Source organism: Martinezella miluonensis, assembly GCF_900094545.1.
Lineage (GTDB): Bacteria > Pseudomonadota > Alphaproteobacteria > Rhizobiales > Rhizobiaceae > Rhizobium > Rhizobium miluonense.
On the sequence record NZ_FMAH01000042.1, the window covers coordinates 22,604 to 44,616 of the forward strand.

General features: G+C 58.7%; 18 protein-coding genes and 1 pseudogene. 6 read left to right on the forward strand and 13 right to left on the reverse strand.

The window, feature by feature from the left end:
* Positions 1 to 7: 7 nt before the first annotated feature.
* Positions 8 to 901 (reverse strand): NAD-dependent epimerase/dehydratase family protein, encoded by an 894-nt coding sequence (locus GA0061102_RS25995; RefSeq protein WP_092854571.1) that lies wholly within the window; start codon positions 899 to 901, stop codon positions 8 to 10.
* A gap of 215 nt (positions 902 to 1,116) precedes the next feature.
* On the opposite strand from GA0061102_RS25995, the gene GA0061102_RS26000 reads away from it, so the two are divergent.
* The 3 genes and pseudogenes from GA0061102_RS26000 (at position 1,117) to GA0061102_RS26010 (ending at position 4,008) form a co-directional block, all read left to right on the forward strand.
* A complete protein-coding gene (locus tag GA0061102_RS26000) occupies positions 1,117 to 1,842 on the forward strand; it encodes an SDR family oxidoreductase (RefSeq protein ID WP_092854573.1) in 726 nt (241 codons plus the stop codon).
* Positions 1,843 to 2,013: 171 nt separating this feature from the next.
* Positions 2,014 to 2,268, forward strand: a pseudogene (locus GA0061102_RS33685) (Lrp/AsnC family transcriptional regulator); the annotation flags it as partial.
* A gap of 312 nt (positions 2,269 to 2,580) precedes the next feature.
* On the forward strand, positions 2,581 to 4,008 hold the full coding sequence (locus GA0061102_RS26010) for an aldehyde dehydrogenase family protein (RefSeq protein ID WP_092854575.1): 1,428 nt from the start codon (positions 2,581 to 2,583) through the stop codon (positions 4,006 to 4,008).
* Positions 4,009 to 4,186: 178 nt separating this feature from the next.
* On the opposite strand, the gene GA0061102_RS26015 is transcribed toward GA0061102_RS26010, so the two are convergent.
* Entirely contained in the window at positions 4,187 to 5,512 is a 1,326-nt protein-coding gene (locus tag GA0061102_RS26015) for an NAD(P)/FAD-dependent oxidoreductase (RefSeq protein ID WP_092854577.1), read from the reverse strand.
* A gap of 234 nt (positions 5,513 to 5,746) precedes the next feature.
* Here GA0061102_RS26015 and GA0061102_RS26020 point away from each other — a divergent pair, with 234 nt between their 5' ends.
* Positions 5,747 to 6,223, forward strand: a complete 477-nt coding sequence (locus GA0061102_RS26020; protein ID WP_092854579.1) for an Lrp/AsnC family transcriptional regulator — start codon at positions 5,747 to 5,749, stop codon at positions 6,221 to 6,223.
* 25 nt (positions 6,224 to 6,248) lie between these two features.
* On the opposite strand, the gene GA0061102_RS26025 is transcribed toward GA0061102_RS26020, so the two are convergent.
* The 7 genes from GA0061102_RS26025 to GA0061102_RS26055 all read right to left on the reverse strand — a co-directional run bounded on the left by GA0061102_RS26025 (position 6,249) and on the right by GA0061102_RS26055 (position 14,663).
* Entirely contained in the window at positions 6,249 to 7,904 is a 1,656-nt protein-coding gene (locus tag GA0061102_RS26025) for an ABC transporter ATP-binding protein (protein ID WP_092854581.1), read from the reverse strand.
* 2 nt (positions 7,905 to 7,906) lie between these two features.
* Positions 7,907 to 8,758, reverse strand: a complete 852-nt coding sequence (locus GA0061102_RS26030) for an ABC transporter permease (protein WP_092854583.1) — start codon at positions 8,756 to 8,758, stop codon at positions 7,907 to 7,909.
* Positions 8,755 to 9,705 carry an ABC transporter permease gene (locus tag GA0061102_RS26035; protein WP_092854585.1) on the reverse strand — a complete coding sequence of 317 codons (951 nt, stop codon included), beginning with the start codon at positions 9,703 to 9,705 and terminating at the stop codon, positions 8,755 to 8,757. The genes GA0061102_RS26030 and GA0061102_RS26035 overlap by 4 nt, the downstream gene beginning before the upstream one ends.
* 93 nt (positions 9,706 to 9,798) lie before the next feature.
* The gene (locus tag GA0061102_RS26040; protein WP_092854587.1) at positions 9,799 to 11,409 is read right to left on the reverse strand and encodes an ABC transporter substrate-binding protein; all 1,611 of its coding nucleotides are present in this window, start codon (positions 11,407 to 11,409) and stop codon (positions 9,799 to 9,801) included.
* Positions 11,410 to 11,478: 69 nt separating this feature from the next.
* Positions 11,479 to 12,201 (reverse strand): HAD-IA family hydrolase, encoded by a 723-nt coding sequence (locus tag GA0061102_RS26045; protein WP_092854589.1) that lies wholly within the window; start codon positions 12,199 to 12,201, stop codon positions 11,479 to 11,481.
* Positions 12,202 to 12,436: 235 nt separating this feature from the next.
* Complete coding sequence (locus GA0061102_RS26050; protein ID WP_092854591.1) at positions 12,437 to 13,810, reverse strand: aspartate aminotransferase family protein; 1,374 nt, start codon at positions 13,808 to 13,810, stop codon at positions 12,437 to 12,439.
* A 13-nt stretch (positions 13,811 to 13,823) separates the two neighbouring features.
* Entirely contained in the window at positions 13,824 to 14,663 is an 840-nt protein-coding gene (locus tag GA0061102_RS26055) for a GNAT family N-acetyltransferase (protein ID WP_092854593.1), read from the reverse strand.
* A 320-nt stretch (positions 14,664 to 14,983) separates the two neighbouring features.
* On the opposite strand from GA0061102_RS26055, the gene GA0061102_RS26060 reads away from it, so the two are divergent.
* Both GA0061102_RS26060 and GA0061102_RS26065 read left to right on the forward strand, forming a co-directional pair.
* The gene (locus GA0061102_RS26060) at positions 14,984 to 15,652 is read left to right on the forward strand and encodes a haloacid dehalogenase type II (protein ID WP_092854595.1); all 669 of its coding nucleotides are present in this window, start codon (positions 14,984 to 14,986) and stop codon (positions 15,650 to 15,652) included.
* Positions 15,653 to 15,667: 15 nt separating this feature from the next.
* Complete coding sequence (locus tag GA0061102_RS26065; RefSeq protein ID WP_092854597.1) at positions 15,668 to 16,942, forward strand: NAD(P)/FAD-dependent oxidoreductase; 1,275 nt, start codon at positions 15,668 to 15,670, stop codon at positions 16,940 to 16,942.
* A 68-nt stretch (positions 16,943 to 17,010) separates the two neighbouring features.
* Here GA0061102_RS26065 and GA0061102_RS26070 read toward each other — a convergent pair whose 3' ends face one another.
* From GA0061102_RS26070 to GA0061102_RS26085, 4 genes are all read right to left on the reverse strand, one after another.
* Positions 17,011 to 18,468 (reverse strand): NAD-dependent succinate-semialdehyde dehydrogenase, encoded by a 1,458-nt coding sequence (locus GA0061102_RS26070; protein ID WP_092854599.1) that lies wholly within the window; start codon positions 18,466 to 18,468, stop codon positions 17,011 to 17,013.
* A 14-nt stretch (positions 18,469 to 18,482) separates the two neighbouring features.
* Complete coding sequence (locus GA0061102_RS26075; protein ID WP_092854601.1) at positions 18,483 to 19,526, reverse strand: tartrate dehydrogenase; 1,044 nt, start codon at positions 19,524 to 19,526, stop codon at positions 18,483 to 18,485.
* Positions 19,527 to 19,538: 12 nt separating this feature from the next.
* The gene (locus GA0061102_RS26080) at positions 19,539 to 21,002 is read right to left on the reverse strand and encodes an aldehyde dehydrogenase family protein (protein WP_092854603.1); all 1,464 of its coding nucleotides are present in this window, start codon (positions 21,000 to 21,002) and stop codon (positions 19,539 to 19,541) included.
* A gap of 93 nt (positions 21,003 to 21,095) precedes the next feature.
* Positions 21,096 to 21,998: a LysR family transcriptional regulator gene (locus GA0061102_RS26085; protein ID WP_092854619.1), complete on the reverse strand. Its 903-nt coding sequence runs from the start codon at positions 21,996 to 21,998 to the stop codon at positions 21,096 to 21,098.
* Between the last annotated feature and the right edge of the window lie 15 nt (positions 21,999 to 22,013).

Here is a 22,013-nt window from a genome sequence, read left to right on the forward strand (position 1 = left end):
ATCCTTATTAGACGTTCACATAGCGCCGCCAATTGTGCTCTTCCTTGAAATCCAGCACCCCGCGAATCTTGCGGTTGGACAAGAGGCCTTCATACTCCCCGATCTCGCGCGTGAACGGGACGTTGGGAAAATGCCTGGCGGCAAGCTCGCGCGATGGCGTATTGGCTGACACGGTGTCATTCGCAGCATTGAACACCTGAAAGCCCAGGCCGCTCTTTTCGATGCAGAGGTAGACGATCTGGCCAAGGTCGCGAGCGTCGATATAACTCCAGGCAATCCGCTTGCGGATTTCGCTATTGGCGAAATATTCGGGGAAGCGCTCATACTCATGTGGCTCTATGACGTTGCCGATGCGTAGCGCATAGATATCGATGCCGAAGCGTTCTGCAAAGGCGCGCGCCGTCTTCTCGTTCACGACCTTCGACAGGCCATAGGAATCCATCGGATTAACGTCGTAGTCCTCTTCGAGTGGGAACTGATGAAAATCACGATGGCCCTCGGCGAAGCAGACGCCATAAGTCGTCTCGCTGGAGGCGATAATGATCTTTTTCACGCCAAGCTTCGCAGCCGCCTCGATGACATTATAGGTACTCATCGTATTGATGCGAAATGTCTCGTTGTCAGGTTTGATCAAAATGCGCGGTATGGCGGCGAAATGCACGACGGCGTCGAAAGGCTGCGTGCCTTTGCCGTGATCGAGATCCGGAAAGTCGCGATGCATAGTCAGGACATTATAGACTTGCCCGGCATCGGTGACATCGGCCTGCAGATTGGTGACGCCAGGGCTGTTCAGCGGCACCAAGTCGATGTTGTGAACCTCATAGCCGGCGTTGACCAGCCAGGGCACAGCATGACGTCCCGCCTTGCCGCTTCCGCCGGTAAATAAAATACGTTTCTTCATGAAATTTCCTCCGCATGAAATTGAGCGGAAGATAGGCTCTCACACCTTTTTCGCAAGATACGACTTTGTGATCCGACACGATCGAAATCCGCGGCATTCCGGGGCGCGGGGTAGCTGACCGTTGGCAGGGAATATCGAAGAAAGCCGTCGAAACACTCGTAAAATATCTGCCCGTATGCGACCTTGGATAGGTTCGGATCTGGGAAGGAGACCGCATGCACGAGCTCGAAGGTAAAATCGCTGCCGTTACGGGGGCGGCATCTGGGATTGGCCTGGCGTCGACCGAAGCGTTGATCGCAGCAGGCGCGAAAGTTGTAATGATCGATCGGGATCAGAAGGCGCTGGACATCGCTCGTGAGCGTCTTGGACAAGGCGCGATCCCGCTCGTCATCGATTTGCTGGATCCGGCAAGCTGCGCTTCTCTGCTCGAAGGAGTGCTCTCAAAGGTGGGCCACCTCGATATCTTCCACGCAAATGCCGGCACCTACATCGGTGGGGATCTTGTCGACGCAGATCTCGATGCGATCGATCGAATGCTCAATCTAAATGTCAACGTCGTGATAAAAAACGTCCGAACGGTAATCCCCCATATGATCGAGCGGGGCACTGGCGACATTGTCGTGACGAGCTCGGTAGCGGGCCATTCCCCGGTTCCTTGGGAGCCGGTCTATTCCCCTTCCAAATGGGCGATGCACTGCTTCGTACAGACGATGCGGCGCCAGCTTCTCAAGAACGGCATCAGGGTTGGTTCTGTATCCCCTGGACCTGTTGTCAGTGCCCTCCTTGCAGACTGGCCCGAAGAGAACCTGCGAAAGGCAAAGGAGGCGGGAGCGTTGATTGAGCCTAAAGAGGTCGCGGATGCGGTCATCTTCATGTTGACGCGGCCGCGCAATGTGACGATCCGCGACGTCGTAATATTGCCGAGCGCTTTCGACATCTGATCAAGGCGACGGGCGGCAATTTGGCCAGCCCGCAAAGATCTTCAAAAATGTCGCTGCTGATCTCGGCGCGACGGCGAACGTCTAGGCCGGGAAGCTGCGTTTTGCTCTAAATTCCCGACGGCCAGGCCGAATGCTGCGGGGCTGCAACGACGGCGTTCATATTGTTGCGCTGTGGGCGCAGGCCTCACGGTGTTTGCTCGCGTCTGGTTCAAGACACAGGATGCACAAATCACTCTGCAATTTGCTGAGGCTGTAGGGCGGTTTTCCGAAGCCATGGAATGTTATCTGACAACGAGAGAGCATGATGCTGTCGCGCGCATTGTCACGGCCGACCATTTCACGCATATCCCGAGCGCATTGAACATGAAGACTGACGTCCCGATGGGAACCCTGAAACGAATCTATGAGTTGCCGTTGACCACGTAGTGACACGGCGCCGACGGTCATTGAGCCTGCTCGCTTTGAACGACTTCGGACCTTCACAACACGGTGGACATTCGCAATGAAGTTCTGCCTTACGGTACAACATAGGCAGATTGCGCTGAATGGAGCCGCGTACCATCGGCAGGCAGACGAAATCAGAGGACGATCCCTATGAGCTATCTTGCGGTAGATCGATAGGCCAGAACCGACGTCAGCGCCCCCGCATTGGAGAACCGTCCGGGCAATAGGATTGGGGAACCTCGCCGAGAGCATCACCGAAACGGTAAACAGCGCGGCCAACCGACGGAGAAAGCTGTGAAACATGCGCATAAGTTCTATATCGGTGGAAACTGGATCGACCCTACGCTCTCAACCACTCGCGAGGTCATCGACCCGTCCACCGAGCAGCCGATAGGAGCGATTGCGATGGGCTGTGCCGCAGACGCCCATAAGGCAATCGCAGCTGCGCGTAGCGCCTTTGTTTCTTTCTCTCAGACGACGAAGGAAGAACGCTTGGCGCTTTTGAAGCGAATTCTGGCAATCCTCAAGCGTCGTAACGACGAGATTGGCGACGTCATATCTCACGAAATGGGAGCGCCGCTTGCCATGGCCCGGGCTGAACAAGCTGCCCTCGGCGCTATTCATTTCGAGCAAACGATCAAGGCCTGCGAAACATTCGCCTTCGAATACATGCAAGGCTCGACTCGCATCGTGCACGAACCGGTTGGCGTGGTAGCAATGATCACGCCTTGGAACTGGCCGATCAACCAGATCGCGTGCAAGGTCGCAGCGGCACTCGCGACCGGCTGCACGATGGTGCTCAAACCCTCAGAGATCGCTCCGTTCAACGCAATCGTCTTTGCTGAGATCATGGCTGAAGCTGGCGTACCGGCAGGAGTCTTCAATCTGGTCCAAGGTGACGGTCCAACCGTCGGAACGATACTCGCCAGCCATCCGGATGTTGACATGGTGTCCTTCACGGGCTCAACGCGTGCCGGCATCGCCGTCGCGCAGGCAGCTGCACCGACGGTCAAGCGGGTGCATCAGGAACTCGGCGGCAAGTCGCCAAACATCATCTTACGGAGCGCCGATTTCGCCGCATCCATCAGCGCAGGCGTGCGCCGGTGCTTTGGCAATTCCGGGCAGTCGTGCAATGCGCCGACGCGAATGCTCGTGCCAGCCGAGCGAATGGATGAAGCAAGTTCAATAGCCGCGAGAGAAGCGGCCATGCTTGTTGTCGGTCCCCCTTCGGATACTCACACCGACCTGGGGCCGGTGGCAAGCGCGGCCCAATTCGCAAAAATCCAGGCGCTGATCGCGGCAGGTATCGCGGAAGGAGCTGAACTTGTCGCCGGCGGTATCGGGCGCCCCTCACATCTCAACATAGGTTACTACGTGCGCCCAACCGTTTTTGCTCGCGTGACAAATTCGATGACGGTTGCGCGCGAAGAAATCTTCGGTCCCGTGCTGTCGATTATCGGCTATCAAAACGAGGACGAGGCGGTGGCAATTGCCAACGATACGCCCTATGGACTCGCCGCTTACATTCAGGGCGACCCCCTGGAGGCGCGGTCGGTCGCTTGCAGGCTTCGAGCCGGCACTGTTCGTCTTAATCAATCGGCATGGGATGGCGCCGCGCCATTTGGAGGATACAAGCAATCCGGCAATGGTCGGGAGTATGGGAAGTTTGGCCTGCATGAATTTACCGAGATCAAGGGTATCGTCGGCTTCGTATCGCACTGAGCCAATTGTTGACCTCGATAGGCCGGTATCTGGGAAGAATAACGGGTCAACCTCTTTCGAAACCCATTTCCGAACCGGCTATTGGTGCTTTCGCTGGGGGATCTGTTTGCTTTGCACAGCGCTGAGCTTGCAGTGCATGCATAGTGAGGGACTCAGGAAATGGGGCTCTTCTTTCCCATCAGAAATCCGCGACTTTCCCCCAAACGGATGACGCAAACCGACTTGGATGATAAGGCAGCGGATCGACGATGGGTTCCGCGCCGGTCACCATATCGGCAATTAAATGGCCGGCCCCGGGTCCGATCCCAAAACCGTGACCGGAAAATCCGGCGGCGAGAATAAAGCCAGGGAGCGTCGGGATTTCGCCAATGCCGGGAACACCATCCGGTGTGCTGTCGATATAGCCTGCCCAAGCGGCCGTGATCTCGGTCTTGCGAAGCTCCGGCAGAAGTTCAACTGCCCTTGCGTGCGTCAGTTCGATCGTAGCGCGATCCGGCCTCGGATCGAGAATGCGCATATGTTCCATTGGCGTCGGCCGGTCGAGCCGCCAATGTTTCAACGATTCATGTCCGGAGCGGAAGCCTTCGAGCCCACCGGGCGATAGGCTTTTTCGTCGCTTGAGGAACATCGGAATGAATTGCGACGAGAACCGCAATTGTTGGGCTGTCAGGTCGACCCGACCGCGGCCGCTGATGGCGAGCGTATACCCACCGTCGCCGCGGCGGGTAATCGATACACCGCTGGTGTGCAATGTATCCGGCAGCCCCTCGGCGCCAGAGGAGACCGCCAGGATCGAGGAGCGAATGGAAGCCTGGGGAAAGCGGATCCCCAATTGCCGGCAGAAAGATGATGCCCAAGCGCCACCGGCAAGGATCACCGTCTTGGTGCGGATCACGCCGCTCTCGGTGACCACACCGCTGACGCGCCCGCCCTCTGTTTCCAGGCCGCGGGCGGCACAATTCTGATGAACGGTGCTGCCGAGCTTCACAATCGCGCGCGCCACCGCAGGCGCCGCATTGGCCGGATCGGCTATTCCATCGGTTGGCGAGAAGACGCCTCCCTTCCACACACGCCCCGTTGCTCGGCCGCGCTCGGTTGCGGTGGCGCCGTCGAGCATATGGGTGGTGACATCAACCGTCTGGGCAAAGTCGTGCCAGCGCGCCCAACCGGCGATCTCCTGTTCGTCATTGCTGAGATAGAATAACCCGCAACGCCGGAAGCCCGCGTTTTCGCCGGTATCGCCGGCAAATCTCTCCCACAGATCGAGGCTCTTCGTCGCCATCGGCAGTTCTCGGGCATCGCGATTTTGCTGCCGGCACCAACCCCAGTTGCGGCTGGATTGTTCCGCACCGATCAGGCCTTTCTCGACAAGGGCAACGCGTAGGCCCGATCTTGCGAGATAATATGCTGCGAAAACACCGACAATACCGCCGCCGATCACCACCGTGTCGGCTGACTTCGGCAATATCGGCGAGCTTTCGATGAGACAAAGCGGTGCAGGCATGCGTGACCTCCAAATTCTACCCAACCCTAACCCATTGTTCGGCCAAACGTTGCTGGAGATCACCGGACCGCCGAATTTTATGCCGTACCCGATACGGTCTATAAACTATTGTGCTTCAATGGAGATTTGTCTTCCGCATAGACATGTTCAGGCGATGTGCTACCCTCAACGCCACTTGGTAACAGCATTTTGTGCCGCCTTTTCCCGGCACTTTCTCAACGGCGGACCTCACTCATGAAACTGGATCGGATCGATATCAAAATCCTCTACGAGCTTCAGAGAAATGGCCGCATCACCAATGTCGAGCTGGCCGAGCTTGTGGCTCTTTCTCCTAGTCCATGCCTCATGCGCGTCAAGCGCCTCCAGGCTGAAGGATACATCGAAGGCTATTCCGCCCAGATCAACCTCGCAAAACTCGGTCAAACACTAACCGTCTTTACCGAGATCACCCTCAAGAACCACAGGCAGATCGATTTTGCTCGCTTCCTAAACGTGGTCGAGAAAATTGATCAAGTGATCGAGTGCCATCTCGTTTCCGGCGGCTACGACTATCTCATCAAATTTGTCACCGCCGGGATCGGTGAGTATCAGACCATTATGGAACGGCTGACCGATATGGATATTGGGATCGACAAGTACTTCAGCTTCGTCGTGCTCAAGTCGCCGATCGTCAAGGCGCACATGCCGTTGACCAGCCTGTTTCCCATGTGATCGGCATCCGAGGTCATGTCATCGGTTAGCCATGGCCGTATTCACGCTTGAGTTCCGGGTCCTGAACAAGACTGTCGAGCCATTTCGGATCGAGTTTCGGAACGGACTGGAACAGCAGTTGCGAATAGGGGTGGCGGGGCGCATTGGCGGATTCGCGTGTGATTTGCTCCACCTTCCGGCCGCCATACATCACGACGATTTCGTCGCAAATTGCCTCGACGACCGAGAGATCATGGCTGATGAAGATGTAAGACAAATGCAGCTCACGCTGCAGTTCCTTCAAGAGCTCGATGATTGCCGCTGCGACAACGGTGTCGAGAGCAGAGGTGATTTCATCACAGATGATCAGGCGCGGTTCTGCTGCCAGCGCGCGGGCAAAATTCACGCGCTGCTTCTGTCCGCCGGACAGTTCCGACGGATAGCGATAGCGAAGCGCGCGCGGCAATCGCACCATGTCAAGCAGTTCGTCGACCCTGGCCTCTCGAGCCTTGCTGCCCATGCCATGGTAGAAGACCAGCGGCCGCTCGAGAATATCGCCGACGGACTTTGCCGGGTTGAGCGCCGTGTCGGCATATTGAAAGACAATCTGCATCTCACGCAGTTGGTCGCGCGAGCGCAACTTTGCGGCGCGATTCATGTCGCTGCCATTGAAGCCGATGGTGCCTGATACGGCGGGCAGAATGCCTGCGATTGCACGAGCCAGCGTCGACTTTCCGCATCCGGATTCGCCGATGATGCCGAGATTCCTGCCCTTCTCCACTTCAAGGCTGACGGATTGAACTGCACAGACTGCCGGCAGGCCATTGGCCTGCATATCACCATAGCCCGCAACCAGGCCGTCGATCCTCAGCATGGGTGCGATCGACCCTGCGATACTCCCTCTACGGAACGCTTGTTTCGGTTCGAAGGCCGCCAGTAGCTCGCGCGTATAGGGATGGCTCGGTCGCGTAAGGATCGCTTCGGTGGACGCCAATTCCTGGATTTCGCCGCCCTTAAGCACGGCAATGCGGTCGGCGATCTGCGCCACGACCGCTAGATCGTGCGAAACGTAAACACCGGCAATATCGCCAGCGCGGATGACGGACTTGAACGCCTTCAGTACGTCGATCTGCGTCGTCACGTCGAGCGCGGTGGTCGGTTCGTCAAAAATAATCAGCTTTGGTTCGCCGATCAGGGCCATGGCGGCAGCCAATCGCTGCAGCTGGCCGCCGGAGACCTGATGTGGATATCGTTCGCCGATCGTTTCCGGGCTCGGCAGCGACAGCGCCCGGAAAAGTTCGATCGCGCGCCGGCGTGCTTGCTCCGGCGACATCAGTCTGTGAATGCGGGTGACCTCGATGACCTGCTCCATGATCTTCGAGGCCGGATTAAAGGCCGCAGCCGCGCTTTGCGGAATATAGGCAACTGTGGTGCCGCGGACCTTTGAGCGTTCGCTTTCCGACAGAGCGGCCATGTCCTGCCCGTCGACATGGACCTTGCCGCCGGATATGCGGCAACCCTCTCGTGCATGCCCCATGAGAGTCAACGCTATCGTCGTCTTGCCCGAGCCGCTTTCGCCGATCAGCGCGACGATTTCTCCCTTGGCGATATCGAAACTGACGTCCTTGATGATTTCCACCACGCGGCCGGAGTCAGTCGTGGCTTCGACCTTCAGATTTTTGATTTCAACGAGGTTGGCCATTGTCACGCGCTCCTGTCTCTGATCCTGCGCGGCAGGTTGTCGATCAGCAGGTTGACGCTGATGGTGAGGCTGGCGATGGCAAAGGAGGGTACGATCACGGCAGGTGCTGCGAAGGGCAGTCCGCCGATATTTTCGCGAACCAGAGCGCCCCAGTCGGCATAGGGCGGCTGCAGGCCAAGGCCGAGGAAGGAAAGGCCTGATAGCAGGAGCACAACAAACACGAAGCGCAGCCCAAAGTCGGCCAGGACCGGTCGGATAATGTTCGGCAGGATTTCAGAGGAGATAATATAGCCGACCCGCTCACCGCGGGTGCGCGCAACTGTGATGAAATCCATCGTATTGATGTTGACGGCGAGCGCGCGGGCAAAGCGGTAAGCACCCGGCGTGTAGATGACGGCGAGGGTGATGATCAGCACCGGAATGGACGATCCGACGGCAGCAACGACCACGAGGCCAAAAAGCTTGCTCGGGATCGAGTTCAGGGCGTCGAGAAACCGGCTCAGGATTATGTCAAACCATCCGCCGATAACCGCAGCGATCATGCCGAGCGTCACGCCGCAAAAGCAGCAAAGTGCGACAGCTGCAAGCGAAATGCCCACGGTGTAGCGGGCACCCATCATCACGCGCGAAAGCATGTCGCGGCCGAGATAGTCCGAGCCGAGCCACAATTGATGGCTCATGGGGCCGAAATAGTCCGTATCGACGATTTCACCGACGGAATAGGGGATCATATAGGGTGCGAACAGGGCGACGATCGTCCAGCCGAGGATGATGGCAAAGGCAAAGACGCCAACAGGGCTGACGTTGTAGCCGAACATGGACGGAGCGTGGCGAAGCAGGCTTTTCGTGGTCATCGCAGCCTCGGATTTGACAGGATAGCAACGATGTCGGCAGCGGTGATCAGCAAGAGATAACCAAGGCAAAAAATCATCGCACAGCTTTGGATGAGTGGCAGGTCTCGGGTTGCGACGGCGTCGACCATCAGCTTGGCGACACCCGGGTAGTTGAAGATAGTCTCGACGATGATGACGCCGCCGACGAGGTAGGAGAGCGAAAGCGCGATCGCATTGACGATCGGACCAAGGGCGTTGGGCAATGCATGCATAAACACCATTCGGCCGCGCGAGGCGCCCTTGAGCAGGGCCATTTCCACATAGGGCGTCTTTAGCGTTTCGATCAAGGCCGCTCGGGTCATGCGGATCATCTGCGCCGAGATGACGAAGGTGAGCGTAATGACCGGCATGGCATAGATCTTCAGGAGGTCGAAGAATGTATGCGCTTCATTAATGGAGGAGAGTGCAGGCAGCCAGCGCAGATAGACGGCGAACACGAGCACGGCAAGCGTTGCAACCATGAACTCGGGCACCGATATGACGCCGATCGAAATGATCGTGACAATGCGATCGTAGTAGGAGCCACGGAGCATGGCTGAGGTAATGCCGAGTAGCAGTGCAAGTGGGACCGAAACGAGCGTCGTGATGGCGGCAAGCTCCAGCGTCGCCACCAGGCGACCACCGATCAGCTGCGCAACGGGCATGTTGTTGGCATAGGATGTTCCAAGGTCACCCTTCACCAGTCCCAAAAGCCAAGCCATGAACCGCAGAATCGCAGGCTCGTCGAGATGCATGGCCTTGCGCAGGCCTGCAACCGCCTCGGGCGTGGCCGCCTGACCGAGCAGAATGGAGGCGGTGTCTCCTGGCAGCATACTCGTTGCAAAAAAGACGGCGAACGACACGATCAGCAAGGTGATGATCGCGATGAAGAGCCGGTTTAGGACAAGAATGGAAACCTCGGATCTCAAACGAATACTCCTGCGGCGGTCTACGAAACGAATGGCGTTCGCGGGACGGAAGTCCCCGAGCGGCTTGTGCCGCCCGGGGAGGTTCCACAGCCGTCAGGCCTGGAGCCAGAGATACTCCGCCATTGCATAACCCATCATGCCACCGAGCGGGTTGGCTTCCAATCCGTTCACCTTGCTCGAAATGGCATCCACATTCGAGATGTAGGCAGGGATGATAGTACCTGCCTCTTCGGCAATCATCGTCTGCATTTCGCCATAGATTTGCTTGCGCTTGGCTTGATCCAGCAAGCCACGGGCCTCGACAAGCATCCTGTCGAATTTTTCGGATTTGTACTGGCTCTCGTTCCACGGAGCGTTCGAGGCGTAAAGCAGCGAAAACAGAATGTCGGGCGTCGGGCGCGGATTGATGTTACCGAAATGGATCGGCGCCTTCAGCCAGTAATTATCCCAATAGCCATCGGAGGGAACACGCTGGACATCGAGCTTCATGCCGATGTCGGCGCCGGCGGCTTGGATGATCATGGCCATGTCGATCGACGAGGTCGCTGCGTCGGACGCTATGACCGGAATAGACTGCCCGAGCACGCCCGCCTTCTGGAAGTGGAATTTCGCCTTGTCGGGGTCGAAGGTTTTCGGCTTCAGATCGTTGTTGTGATAGATGTTGGCCGGAGAAACGGGCTGATCATTGGCGACTTCGCCAAGGCCACGCAAGGCTGACTTGACGATCTGCTCGCGATTGACAAGTGACTTCATCCCGTCGACGAAATCTTTCTTGTTCCCCGGAGCCATGTCGAGGCGCATGTTGAGATTGGTATAATTGCCGCTCGTCGTCTTCGACAATGCAAAGCCCGACTGACCGTCGATGAGCTTCATGGCACGCGGATTGATCGCCGCAGCAAGATGAATGTCGCCGGAAAGCAAGGCATTCACGCGGGCATTGTCATCGCTGATCGCAAAGAACTCGAAGGAGTCGAGATAGGGTTGGCCAGACTTCCAGTAGTTCTTGTTCTTCACTACGATCGAGCGATTGCCGGGGTCGAAGGTCTCAAGAACGAAAGCTCCGGTCCCGTTGCCCTTCGAGAAGTCCGTCGTGCCGTTGGCAACGATCATGAAGTGATGTAGGGCCAGAATGGTCGGCAGGTCGGCATTCGGGTCGGCCAGGGTGATCTCGACCGTCGACTTGTCGACAGCCTTGAAGCCGGTCATCTGTGCTGCAATCTTGGCGACTTTCGAGCCGACCCCTGGATCGAGATGGCGTTTAAGGGAAAAGACCACGTCGTCGGCTGTCAGCGCCTTGCCGTCATGGAATGTCACGCCCTTGCGCAGCTTGACCGTCCAGGTCTTGGCATCCTTGCTCTCGATGCTCTCGGCAAGCTCCATTTGTGTCACGCCGGCCTTGTCGATGAAGGTCAGGCGATTGTAGAGCGAACAGCAGCGCACATAGTCGGTGGACAGCGACGCTTTTGCGGGGTCCAGTGTGTCAGCCGTCGAGGACGACCAGCCGGCCGCCTTGAAAGCTCCGCCTGAGACCGGCGTGGCCGCAACGGCCTGGGAAGCCCGGCCGAGAATAATGCCCGCCGATGATACCGCCACGCCTCCTGCCAGCATCAGCTTCAGGAGATCGCGCCGCGTTGCGCCGCGCCTGATGGCGTTCTCCACCATCGCATCGTCAGCAGCGGTCCAGTTTGCAATTTTGTCAGTCATCTAATTCCCCTTTTTCTGTTGATTGATTGATGGGATGCCCGTCTTGACCGCGAGCTTTCCCGGGTTGGGTCACTGTCTTTCGGTTGGCCTTTCCCTGACGGCGCAAGCGAAGGCCGCCATCGACTTAAAGTGGTAGTCGGGTTGAGTGAATGTGTCGGGTTCTATCGTCCCGCCATAACCGTTCTGGGCATGACGGCGCTCGATCCAGCAATTGGTCAGGCCAAGCTTTCGCGAAATACCGATATCGTGATACTGGCTTTGAGCAACATGAAGAATATCGTTCTTGCTCGCCCCTTCGCCGGCAACGAATTCGAATACCTGTTCGAAGAAGGCGGGATCCGGCTTTTCCGTGCCGGTATCGTCGGCGGTAAAGGTCGCAAAGAACGGCGAGCCCAGTTTCTTTTCGAAATGATCGAGCGCCCAGCGGCGGGCATTGGTCATCGCAACGAGGCGATGAGTCTTGGCAAGCTCGGCGAGTGCTGCCGCACTGTCGTCAAACGCTTTCCAGCTTGCCACGGAATCGCGCAGCCGCTGTGCGTATCGATCTTCCGGCGGCAGGCCAAGTGCGGGCGCGATGACCATATAGACCCGTGCGAGATCGTCCGGAAAGAGATCCGCATCTTCGCTGTAGCGCGCCTGGCGATAGAGCCTCAGCGCTTCCTCGCCATCGATGGCGATACCGCTCTCTGTCGCAATCTCGGCAAGGCAGGCCTTTATGCCACCCTCGAAGTCGATGAGCGTACCGACGACGTCGAAGGTAAGATACTTGAAATCTTGAAAGTCTCTGGCCAAGTCATGCTCTCCTTCATGATCTGCTCGCGGACAAATCGCTTGCAGCATAAAATTCTGGCCCAAGGGGCGGAATTCTTCCTGCCAAGGCCCGGAAAAGCCGGTTTCAGCCGTTCTGGGAGGCAGTTTGGCAGTTCCTGAGCGGCGGAGTCGCCGAATCAATGGTATGCTGCGGCACAAAATTTCGAATTTCCGGGTCTGTCCGACATTTCGCCGATGGAGAATGGCAATTATCACATCAACGCATGGCTTCTCGAACGTCCGGATCCTCCAGGGTCTGGTCGAGGGTCTTGCGAGTGCGCTCCAGGATGGCGTCGATGTCGTCGTCCGTGCAGCAAAGCGGCGGCGCATATCCAAGCACGCCTTGGGCGAATGCGCGGATGACAAGGCCGTTGTCCCAGGCCCGGTCGAAAATCCGGCGTGCCGGTGCGGCGTTACTTGGCAGTGGTGTCTTCTTGGCTTTGTCGACGACGAGTTCCACTGCGGCCAGCAGTCCCCGACCACGGACGTCGCCGACCAGTGGGTGATCACGCAGGCTTTCCAACCCCGCCATCAGACGCGTGCCTGCCTTGATGCCGTTTTGCAATAGACCGCCCTCATAGAGCTTCAGCACCTCGAGCCCGACCGCTGCACTGACGGGATGGGCAGAATAGGTGTAGCCATGGCCGACCGCTGCATTTCCGGCGCCGTCGGCGATGACATCATAGACGCGATCGGACATGAACACAGCGCCCATAGGCACATAGCCGGAGGTCAGGCCCTTGGCGGTAGTCATGAAATCCGGCACGATTTCGTCATGCGTGCAGGCAAATAGCGGTCCCGTCCGCCCAAAGCCCGTTATCACTTCGTCGGCGATGAAGAGAATGTCATATTGGCTGCAGAGATTGCGGATCGCCTTGATCCAGCCTTTCGGCGGCACGATCACACCGCCGGATCCCTGGATCGGCTCGGCATAAAATGCCGCCACTCGGTCCGCGCCAATAGCCTCGATCTTCGCTTTTAGATCGGCGACGGATGCGGCAATAATCGCATCCGCATCGGTACCAACTGGGTTTCGATATGGGTAAGGCGAGGGGATCTTATGCTGCCAATCGAAGGGGACGCCGAAGCCTGCATGAAATCCGGGCAACGCAGTGAGGCCGGCCCCGACGGTCGAGGAGCCGTGATAGCCTTGCTCGATCGAAATGAACTGGTCGCGCTCCGGCTTGCCCTTGGCATGCCAGTAGTAGCGTACAAAACGCACTGTGCTGTCGACCGCATCTGATCCACCGAGCGTGAAGAAGACATGATTGAGATCGCCAGGGGCGCGGTCGGCAAGCTCGGCAGCGAGACGAATGGCGACTTCGCAGCCGAGATCGAAATAGCCGGTCGCATAGGGCAGTTCGCGCATCTGGCGGGCGGCCGCCTCGACGATGCTCTCATGCCCATAGCCGGCATTGACGCACCAGAGCCCGGCAAATCCATCGACGAGCTGGTGACCGGATGCATCGGTGACGGTCGCGCCCTTTGCGGATCTCAATACCCGCACGCCCAGCTTTTCATGGCCGCGATAGGATGAAACCGGATGGATGAGATGTGCGCGGTCGAGTTCGATGAGAGAGTTGGCGAGCATAGTGATCTCCAGATTATCCGAGGGCCTGATTGGCCAATGCAAATATTCTTGCGTCTTGGCTGACCGCCACTCCGCCGGCCGGCCGCCGCATCGCGATCCCACCACCCACAAGGTTGAGGCCGATCTCAGCCAGCCAATCGCCCAGCCCCGAGCCGTCGTTCGTATCGACACGCAGGAAATCACTCGACCTGCGAAATGCGAGCGCTGTTATCAACGACTTCGCGTCCTCGGCACTCGGTGCGATCACAGGTCCGATCACATCGCCGCGGCCAAAGGCGCGAAGCGCGCCATAGGCTTCGATGCGGCCGTTCCGCCGAATGACAACCGCTTGTGCGACGTCCGCAAGGAAATCGATCAAAGCGCTGCGGTCGGCGCCAAAGGCTGCACGATCGAGCGCTTTGATTGCGGAAAAATCACCTGCAGTCGCAGTCTCGACTTCCCCGCCCTGAGCAAGGTGGACGAGGTGACCCTGATGTTGAAAAATCTCGCCTTCAACGACAAAGCCGAGCTTGCAATAAAGTGGCAGCCCCTCTGCCGTCGCAATGAGCCTCAGTGATCGATCGCCTGCAAGCGTGATGGCCTCATCCATGAGCTTGCGACCAAGGCCGCGGCCGCGCATCCCCTCATCCACGATCACCATGCTGATCGTCGCACAATCGCCTCCATAGGGGGTCATGAAAATGGTCCCCACGACACGGCCGGCCTCGTCGACCGCCGCTACGCCGTGGCTCAACCGCAAGACCAGATGCCAGTCTTCGGCGCGATGGGGCCAGTTGGCCTGGCGTGAAAGGGCGACCGCGCCGTCTATATGCTCTGATGTGAAGCTGACCAAATTTATGTCGTCGGTTCGCATGAGGTATCCTTTCCTTGCCTCAAGTCTCGGTGATCCTTGCGGGGGAGATCATCTGAAGGCGTGGTTCATCGTGATATCTTTCGCCGTAGCGGATGCGATTCGCCGCATCTTATGCTGTCGACAATCTTTCGGTCGCCCTCCAACGGTCCAAAAACAGCATCGCATTGCAAACCCGCTGCAACACTGTGCCAAAGGACGCCGTGCATACGAAACAATATGCTTTGAGGAGACGCCAATTCGATCATGTCCGTCGCAAGACTTGAGCCTATGATCGTTTCAGCAAAGAACGCAAATGCCCTTTAGATAGAGGACGAACGGACATGGCGCCTTTCCGGCCGAAATACATCACCTTTGACTGCTACGGCACGCTCACCAATTTCGAGATGGCCGAGGCAGCGCGCGACATCTATGGCTCTGAGCTCGATGAAGCGAAGATGCAGCAGTTCACCAGGAACTTTGCTGCTTATCGGCTGGACGAGATTCTCGGTGATTGGAAGCCCTACGCTGATGTGGTTCATAACGCCGTCGAACGAACCTGCCGCGCGAACGGCGTCAAGTTTCACCCAGAAGACGCCAAGACGATCTATGAGCGTGTACCCGGCTGGGGGCCGCATCCCGACGTGCCGGCCGGGCTTGCGAAGGTTGCCAGGGAGATACCTTTGGTGATCCTTTCCAACGCAATGAACAGCCAGATCATGTCGAATGTGGAGAAACTCGGCGCGCCCTTCCATGCCGTCTACACGGCAGAGCAAGCTAATGCCTACAAACCGCGCTTCAAGGCATTCGAATATATGTTCGACATGCTGGGTTGCGGGCCGGAGGATATTCTGCACTGCTCGTCGTCATTCCGCTATGACTTGATGTCGGCGCATGATCTCGGCATCAAGAACAAGGTCTGGGTCAATCGCGGCCATGAGCCCGCAAATCCCTATTATGGATATGTCGAGATAGCAGACATATCCGGCTTGCCCGGCGTCGTTGGGTTATAAGGGGAGGATCGCTCTATGAAACTCGTCTCTTATTGGCACGATACTGCGCCTGCCTTTGCCGGAGGCCGGCAAGGTCCGGTCGAAGGGCAATACGACGCTTGTGTCATAGGAGGCGGCTTCACCGGATTGTCCGCAGCGCGGCAATTGGCGAAGGCCGGTGCGAGCGTCGTCGTTCTTGAAGCTGAGCGCGTCGGCTGGGGCGCTTCGGGCCGCAATGGTGGTCATCTGAACAACGGTCTCGCCCACAGCTATCCCGCCGCCAAGGCTGAACTCGGCAAGGAGAGGGCGATTGCGCTCTATAAGGCGATTGATGCTTCCATCGATACGATCGAGACGCTCGTTGCCGAGGAAGGGATCGATTGCAATTTTCGCCGGGCCGGAAAGCTGAAGCTGGCATCGAAGCCGCAACATTTCGGGCCGATCGCCCGCAATTTCGAAGCTGTTCATGCCGAGGTCGATCCGGATACGGCGCTGCTTACGCCAAACGATCTCAAACAAGAGATCGGCTCACCCTTCCATGGAGCGATGCTCTTCAAGAAAAGTGCGATGATGCATATGGGCCGCTATGCCGTCGGTCTTGCGGATGCTGCGGTCCGCCATGGGGCAGTGATCTATGAAGCGGCGCCGGTGACGAACAAGATCCAGGACAACGGCCGGCATCGGTTGATGACGCCACGTGGCGAGATCACCGCCGACAATGTACTGGTGGCGACTGGCGCCTACACGACCCCGAATTTCGGCTACTTCCGTCGGCGGATCATCTCCGTCGGCAGCTTCCTGATCGCGACCCGGCCGCTGACAGCGGATGAGGTGGCTGCAGTCATGCCGGGAAACCGCACCTGCGTCACCTCGATGAATATCGGCAACTACTTCCGCCTGTCGCCCGACAATCGGCTGCTGTTTGGCGGTCGGGCGCGATTTTCCGCTGCGTCCGATCATCGCTCAGATGCCAAGAGCGGTGCAATCTTGACGGCGGGCCTGGCTGAAATCTTCCCCCAGCTCTCTGGCATCGACGTTGATTATTGCTGGGGCGGTCTCGTCGACATGACCAAGGATCGCTATCCGCGCGCTGGTTATCACGATGGAGCCTGGTATGCGATGGGCTATTCTGGCCACGGTGCGCAGCTGTCGACGCATCTCGGCATGATCATGGCTGATGCCATGCTTGGCCGCGAAGATCGCAATCCCATGAAGGACGTCGATTGGCCCGCAGTGCCCGGCCATTTCGGCAAGCCGTGGTTCCTGCCGCTCGTGGGCCTTTATTACAAGATGAAGGACAGGTTCCAGTAACGACAGCTATCAACTTTACAGCGGGCCGATCAAGAACCGATTGGCCCGCTGTTGCTTTGGCTGCCGACCTAGCTAAGTCCGCCAATGTGAAAGCTCTTCATTTCGAGATATTCCTCGATGCCGGCCTGTGCGCCCTCGCGGCCGATGCCCGATTGCTTGATGCCGCCGAAAGGTGCGACTTCCATCGAAACGGATCCGGTATTGAGCCCGACCATGCCGAATTCCAGAACTTCGCCTACGCGCCAGGCGCGCTTCAGATTATCGGTATAGAAATAGGACGCCAATCCAAAGGGCGTGCCGTTGGCGATCGCGATGGCCTCCTCTTCGGTCTCGAAGCGGAAGAGCGGCGCCACCGGCCCGAAGGTCTCTTCGCTGGCAAGCTCCATGTCCGTCGTCGCCCCGGTCAAGATGGTTGGAGCGGTATATTGCCCGCCATCGGGTAGCTGTCGAGCGGCAGTTATGATCGTTGCGCCTTTCGCCAAGGCGTCGCGGACATGCCGGTCGATCTTCTCGATTGCCGCCTGGTTTATCATCGGGCCAATCGACACGCCGGCTTCGGTGCCCGGGCCGACCTTCATGGCATCGACCTTCGCCTTCAGCTTTGCCGCGAAGGCATCGTAAACGCTCGATTGAACCAGAAGCCGGTTGGCGCAGACGCAGGTCTGGCCGCCATTGCGGAACTTTGAGGCAAGCGCGCCATCGACGGCAAGGTCGAGGTCGGCGTCGTCGAAGACGATGAAGGGCGCGTTGCCGCCGAGCTCGAGGCTGAGCCGCTTGATGCTGTCGGCAGCGCCGCGCATCAACAGCGCACCCACTCGGGTCGAGCCGGTAAAGGAGATCTTGCGCACGGTTTCGTTGCGCATGATCTCATTGCCGATCTCGGTCGGCATGCCGGTGACGATATTGATGACGCCGGCCGGGATGCCGGCGCGCTCGGCCAGAACCCCGAGCGCCAAGGCAGAATAGGGAGTGAATTCCGAAGGCTTGATGACGACCGTGCAACCGGCGGCAAGGGCCGGCGCGACCTTGCGGGTGATCATCGCATTGGGAAAATTCCAGGGTGTGATGATGCCGCAGACACCAACCGGTTCCTTGAGCACGATGATACGGCGATCGGGTGTGGGAGCCGGTATCGTGTGACCGTTAATTCGGCGCGCCTCCTCGGCGAACCATTTTACGAAAGAGGCGCCGTAACGGATTTCACCACGAGCTTCGTCGAGCGGCTTGCCCTGTTCCGTTGTCAGAATGAGGGCAAGATCGTCGATGTTTTCAAGCATGAGATCGTGCCAGGCCTCGAGAAGGGCGGCACGCTCTGCATTGGTCTTGCGCTTCCAGCTTCGTTGCGCGCCCTCGGCCGCCGCGATTGCATTGCGCGTCTCAGCGGAGCCCATATCGGGCACCGTGGCGATCACAGCTTGTTTCGCCGGGTCGTGAACATCCACTGTCGCGCCTGACGCTGCCGCGACCCAGAGCCCGTCAATCAATCCCTTGTCACGGAAAAGCTGCTTGTCTTTCAAATCCAACATGATGTCCTCTGCAGTCAGGAGAGTGCGGCGATGATGCCGTTGGTGATGGTTTCTGTCCGATCCCTGCCCGGAAAGATGCCGATGCCACGCGCCGTTGCTGCCTCTATGGCCGCGATGATGCGCACGGCTACATCCTTTTCGCCTAGATGATCCAGCATCATTGCGCCGGACCAGATGGCGGCTATCGGATTGGCGATGCCGAGTGCGGCAATATCCGGGGCCGAGCCATGAACCGGCTCGAACATCGAGGGGGCGCTGCGCTGCGGATTGATATTGGCCGATGCCGCAAATCCGAGCCCACCCTGAATGGCGGCTCCAAGATCGGTCAGTATATCGCCGAACAGGTTGGAGGCGACGACGACATCCAGGCTTTCCGGCGCCATCACCATACGGGCTGCCATGGCGTCGATGTGATAGCTCGAAACCTCGACATCTGGATATTCGGCAGAGAGCTCAGCCGTGATCTCATCCCAGAATACCATGGAATATTTCTGGGCATTGGACTTCGTGACCGAGGCGAGCCTGCCGCGCCGGGCGCGCGCCTGTTCGAAGCCGAAGCGCAGGATCCGCTCGACACCGGTGCGGGTAAAGATCGATGTCTCCACCGCGACTTCATCGACTGTACCCTGATGGACGCGACCGCCGGCACCTGAATACTCGCCCTCGGTGTTTTCACGGATGCAGAGGATGTCGAATTTCTCCGCCCGCAGCGGTCCCTGTACCCCCGGCAGCAACCTGTGTGGCCGGATATTGGCATATTGCACGAAAGCCTTGCGGATCGGCAGCAACAGGCCGTGCAGGGAGACCGAATCCGGCACTTCGGCCGGCCAGCCGACGGCGCCGAGCAGGATGGCGTCGAACGCTCTCAGCGTCTCGATGCCGTCTTCAGGCATCATCCGCCCGGTTTCCTTGTAGAATGCGCATGACCAGGGGAATTCAGTGCCGTTCAATGCGAAGCCGCAGGTTCTGGCGGCGACTTGTAGGACTGACCAGGCAGCGTCTGTCACGTCCGCGCCGATGCCGTCGCCAGGGATCACGGCAATGGAATAGGTCTTCATGGCTTTAAATCCTCAAAGGCTGATGAGCACGCTCTTCGTCTTGCGGTTGGCAAGGTAGGCCTCTCGCCCCAAGTCCTTGCCGATACCGGAGCGCTTGTAGCCACCGGTCGGCAGGATGTGATCCCGCGAGCGGCTGTAGCGATTGACCCAGACCGTGCCTGCCTGGATCAGCCTGCTCAGGCGGATGGTCCGCGACAAGTCCGATGTAAACAGGCCCGCGGCAAGTCCGTAGGTCGGATGATCGGCAAGCCTCATCGCGTCCTCCTCGTCTACGAAGGTCTGCAGCGTTAAGACCGGCCCGAAAATTTCCTCAAGGATGGCCGGAGAAGACGGGTCGAGGTCGGTCAGAAGCGTCGGCTCGTAGAAGTAGCCCTGTCTATCGATGGGCTTGCCGCCGGCGACGCAGCGGCTGCCGGCGTCGATCGCAGCGCCGACGATCGCGTCGATCCGGTCGCGTTGACGCTCGGAGATGATCGGCGAATAGCGGGTCGCTTCATCCCAGGTCGGGCCGTGCCCGACATCGGCCATCCGCGCGACAAGCGCGTCGGTGAACTCTTCGGCCACGCTTGCCTCCACGATCACGCGCGTCGCGGCGACGCAAGCCTGGCCGGCATTGAAGAGAAGGCTGCCGACGATCGCATCGGCTGCCTTCGAGAGGTCGGCATCGCTGAAAACGATCTGTGGGCTCTTGCCACCGAGCTCCAGGGTCACCGGCTTGATGCCCGAGCGGGCGATATTCTCCATGATCGCCGATCCGGCACGCGTCGAGCCGGTGAAGCTGACCTTGGCGACATCGGGATGACCGGTCAGCGCAGTGCCGGTGGCGAGCCCATCTCCGAGGACGACGTTGAAGAGACCGGCCGGCAATCCCGCCCTTACGGCAAGTTCAGCCAGATAGACCGTCGAAAACGGTGTCATTTCGGACGGTTTGAGGACGACGGCATTGCCGGCTGCAAGCGCAGGGCCGAGTTTCCAGCCGGCCATCGAGACTGGGAAGTTCCAGGGCGTGATTGCACCGACGACGCCGTAGGGCTCGCTGAGGATCATGCCGAAGGTCTTGTCATCGGTAGGCACGACATCGCTGCCTTCCTTGTCGGCGAATTCGGCAAAGAAGCGGATCTGCTCAGCCGTGACCGCTATGTCACCTGCCACCAATTGATTGATCAGGCGGGTGGACGACAGAGCTTCGATCCGGGCCAAATTTTCCGCCTCAGCCTCGATCAGGTCAGCCCAGGCATGCAGCACTCGGACGCGTTCTCGCGGCCGCAGGCCGCTCCAGTTGCTGGCCTTCAATGCGGCCTTGGCAGATTCAACGGCCCGATCCACCATTTCCGGAGCGGCGATCGGGCAGTCAGCATAGGACTTGCCGTCGGAAGGCCTGTTCATGCCGATCTCACCAGAGGCCCTTACGAGCTCGCCGTCGATGAAATGGCCGATTGGCAATGGCAACGTATCAGGATCGAAACTCAAGCTCATGCTAAGCTCTCCCAGGGGAATTTACCGAAGCCTAGCGCGGCCCCGCGAGCAGCATGCGTCGTTGACGGTACGGTTGCCGACGATTCTTGCGTTTTAGCGGGAGCGGACAGTGATTTCTTTTGCGGATGCCAGCGCTTCGCGCAGGCAGCGGAGAAACGGCGGTGCGAAGCGCGCCTCAGGCCGGGATTGGTTGACTGAAACGCTAAGCTGCATGGTGACTTCGGGCAGGAAGCGCCGGGCAATAACATCATCGGCCCGCCAGATGGACAGGGTGTCCACGAGCGCCACGCCGAGCCCTCGGCGTACGAGAGGCAAGGCACCGATCGACGATGCGATCTGGATGGAAACGTCACGCTTCTCGCCCTCGGCTTCGAAAGCCCTGTCGAGCGCGGCGCCAATCTCGGCATGCGAGCCGTAGGAGATCAATCGTCGACCCGATAGATCCGCCGGCCGGACGAGTTCCAATGCCTGCAACGAATCGTCTGCGGTGCAGACGACGACGATCGGGATATCGCACAGGGTTTCGACGCGGACGGTAGGCGCCAGGATCGGGCTGAGTGTGATTGCAACGTCGATATCGCCGAGCAGCAGAGCGTCGGCGATTTCGCGCTTGGGCAGCGTGTGAAGATGGATCTTCACCTCACTTCTTTGATGTTGAAACAAGGCGAGTGCTTCCGGCAGCAGCGAATAGGCGATTGGCAGGCTAGAGCCTATCCTCAGCAAGCCGATACGGGCTGCGCCGACGTCTCGCGTGAGGGCCGAAAGCTTGTCGAATTGCCGAAAGGCACGATCCACATCGGCATAGATAAGCTGCGCTTCCATCGTTGCCACCAGCCGGCCGGCAATGCGGTCAAACAAGGCGTAGCCAAGCTCATCTTCAAGATGGGCGAGGAGCTTGCTGACCGCCGGCTGCGAGATGCCGAGCGAATTGGCGGCAGCCGTTATCGTTCCATCGCGCATGATGGCACGGAAGACTTCGAATTGGCGCAGATTCATCTTCATCCGGTCACA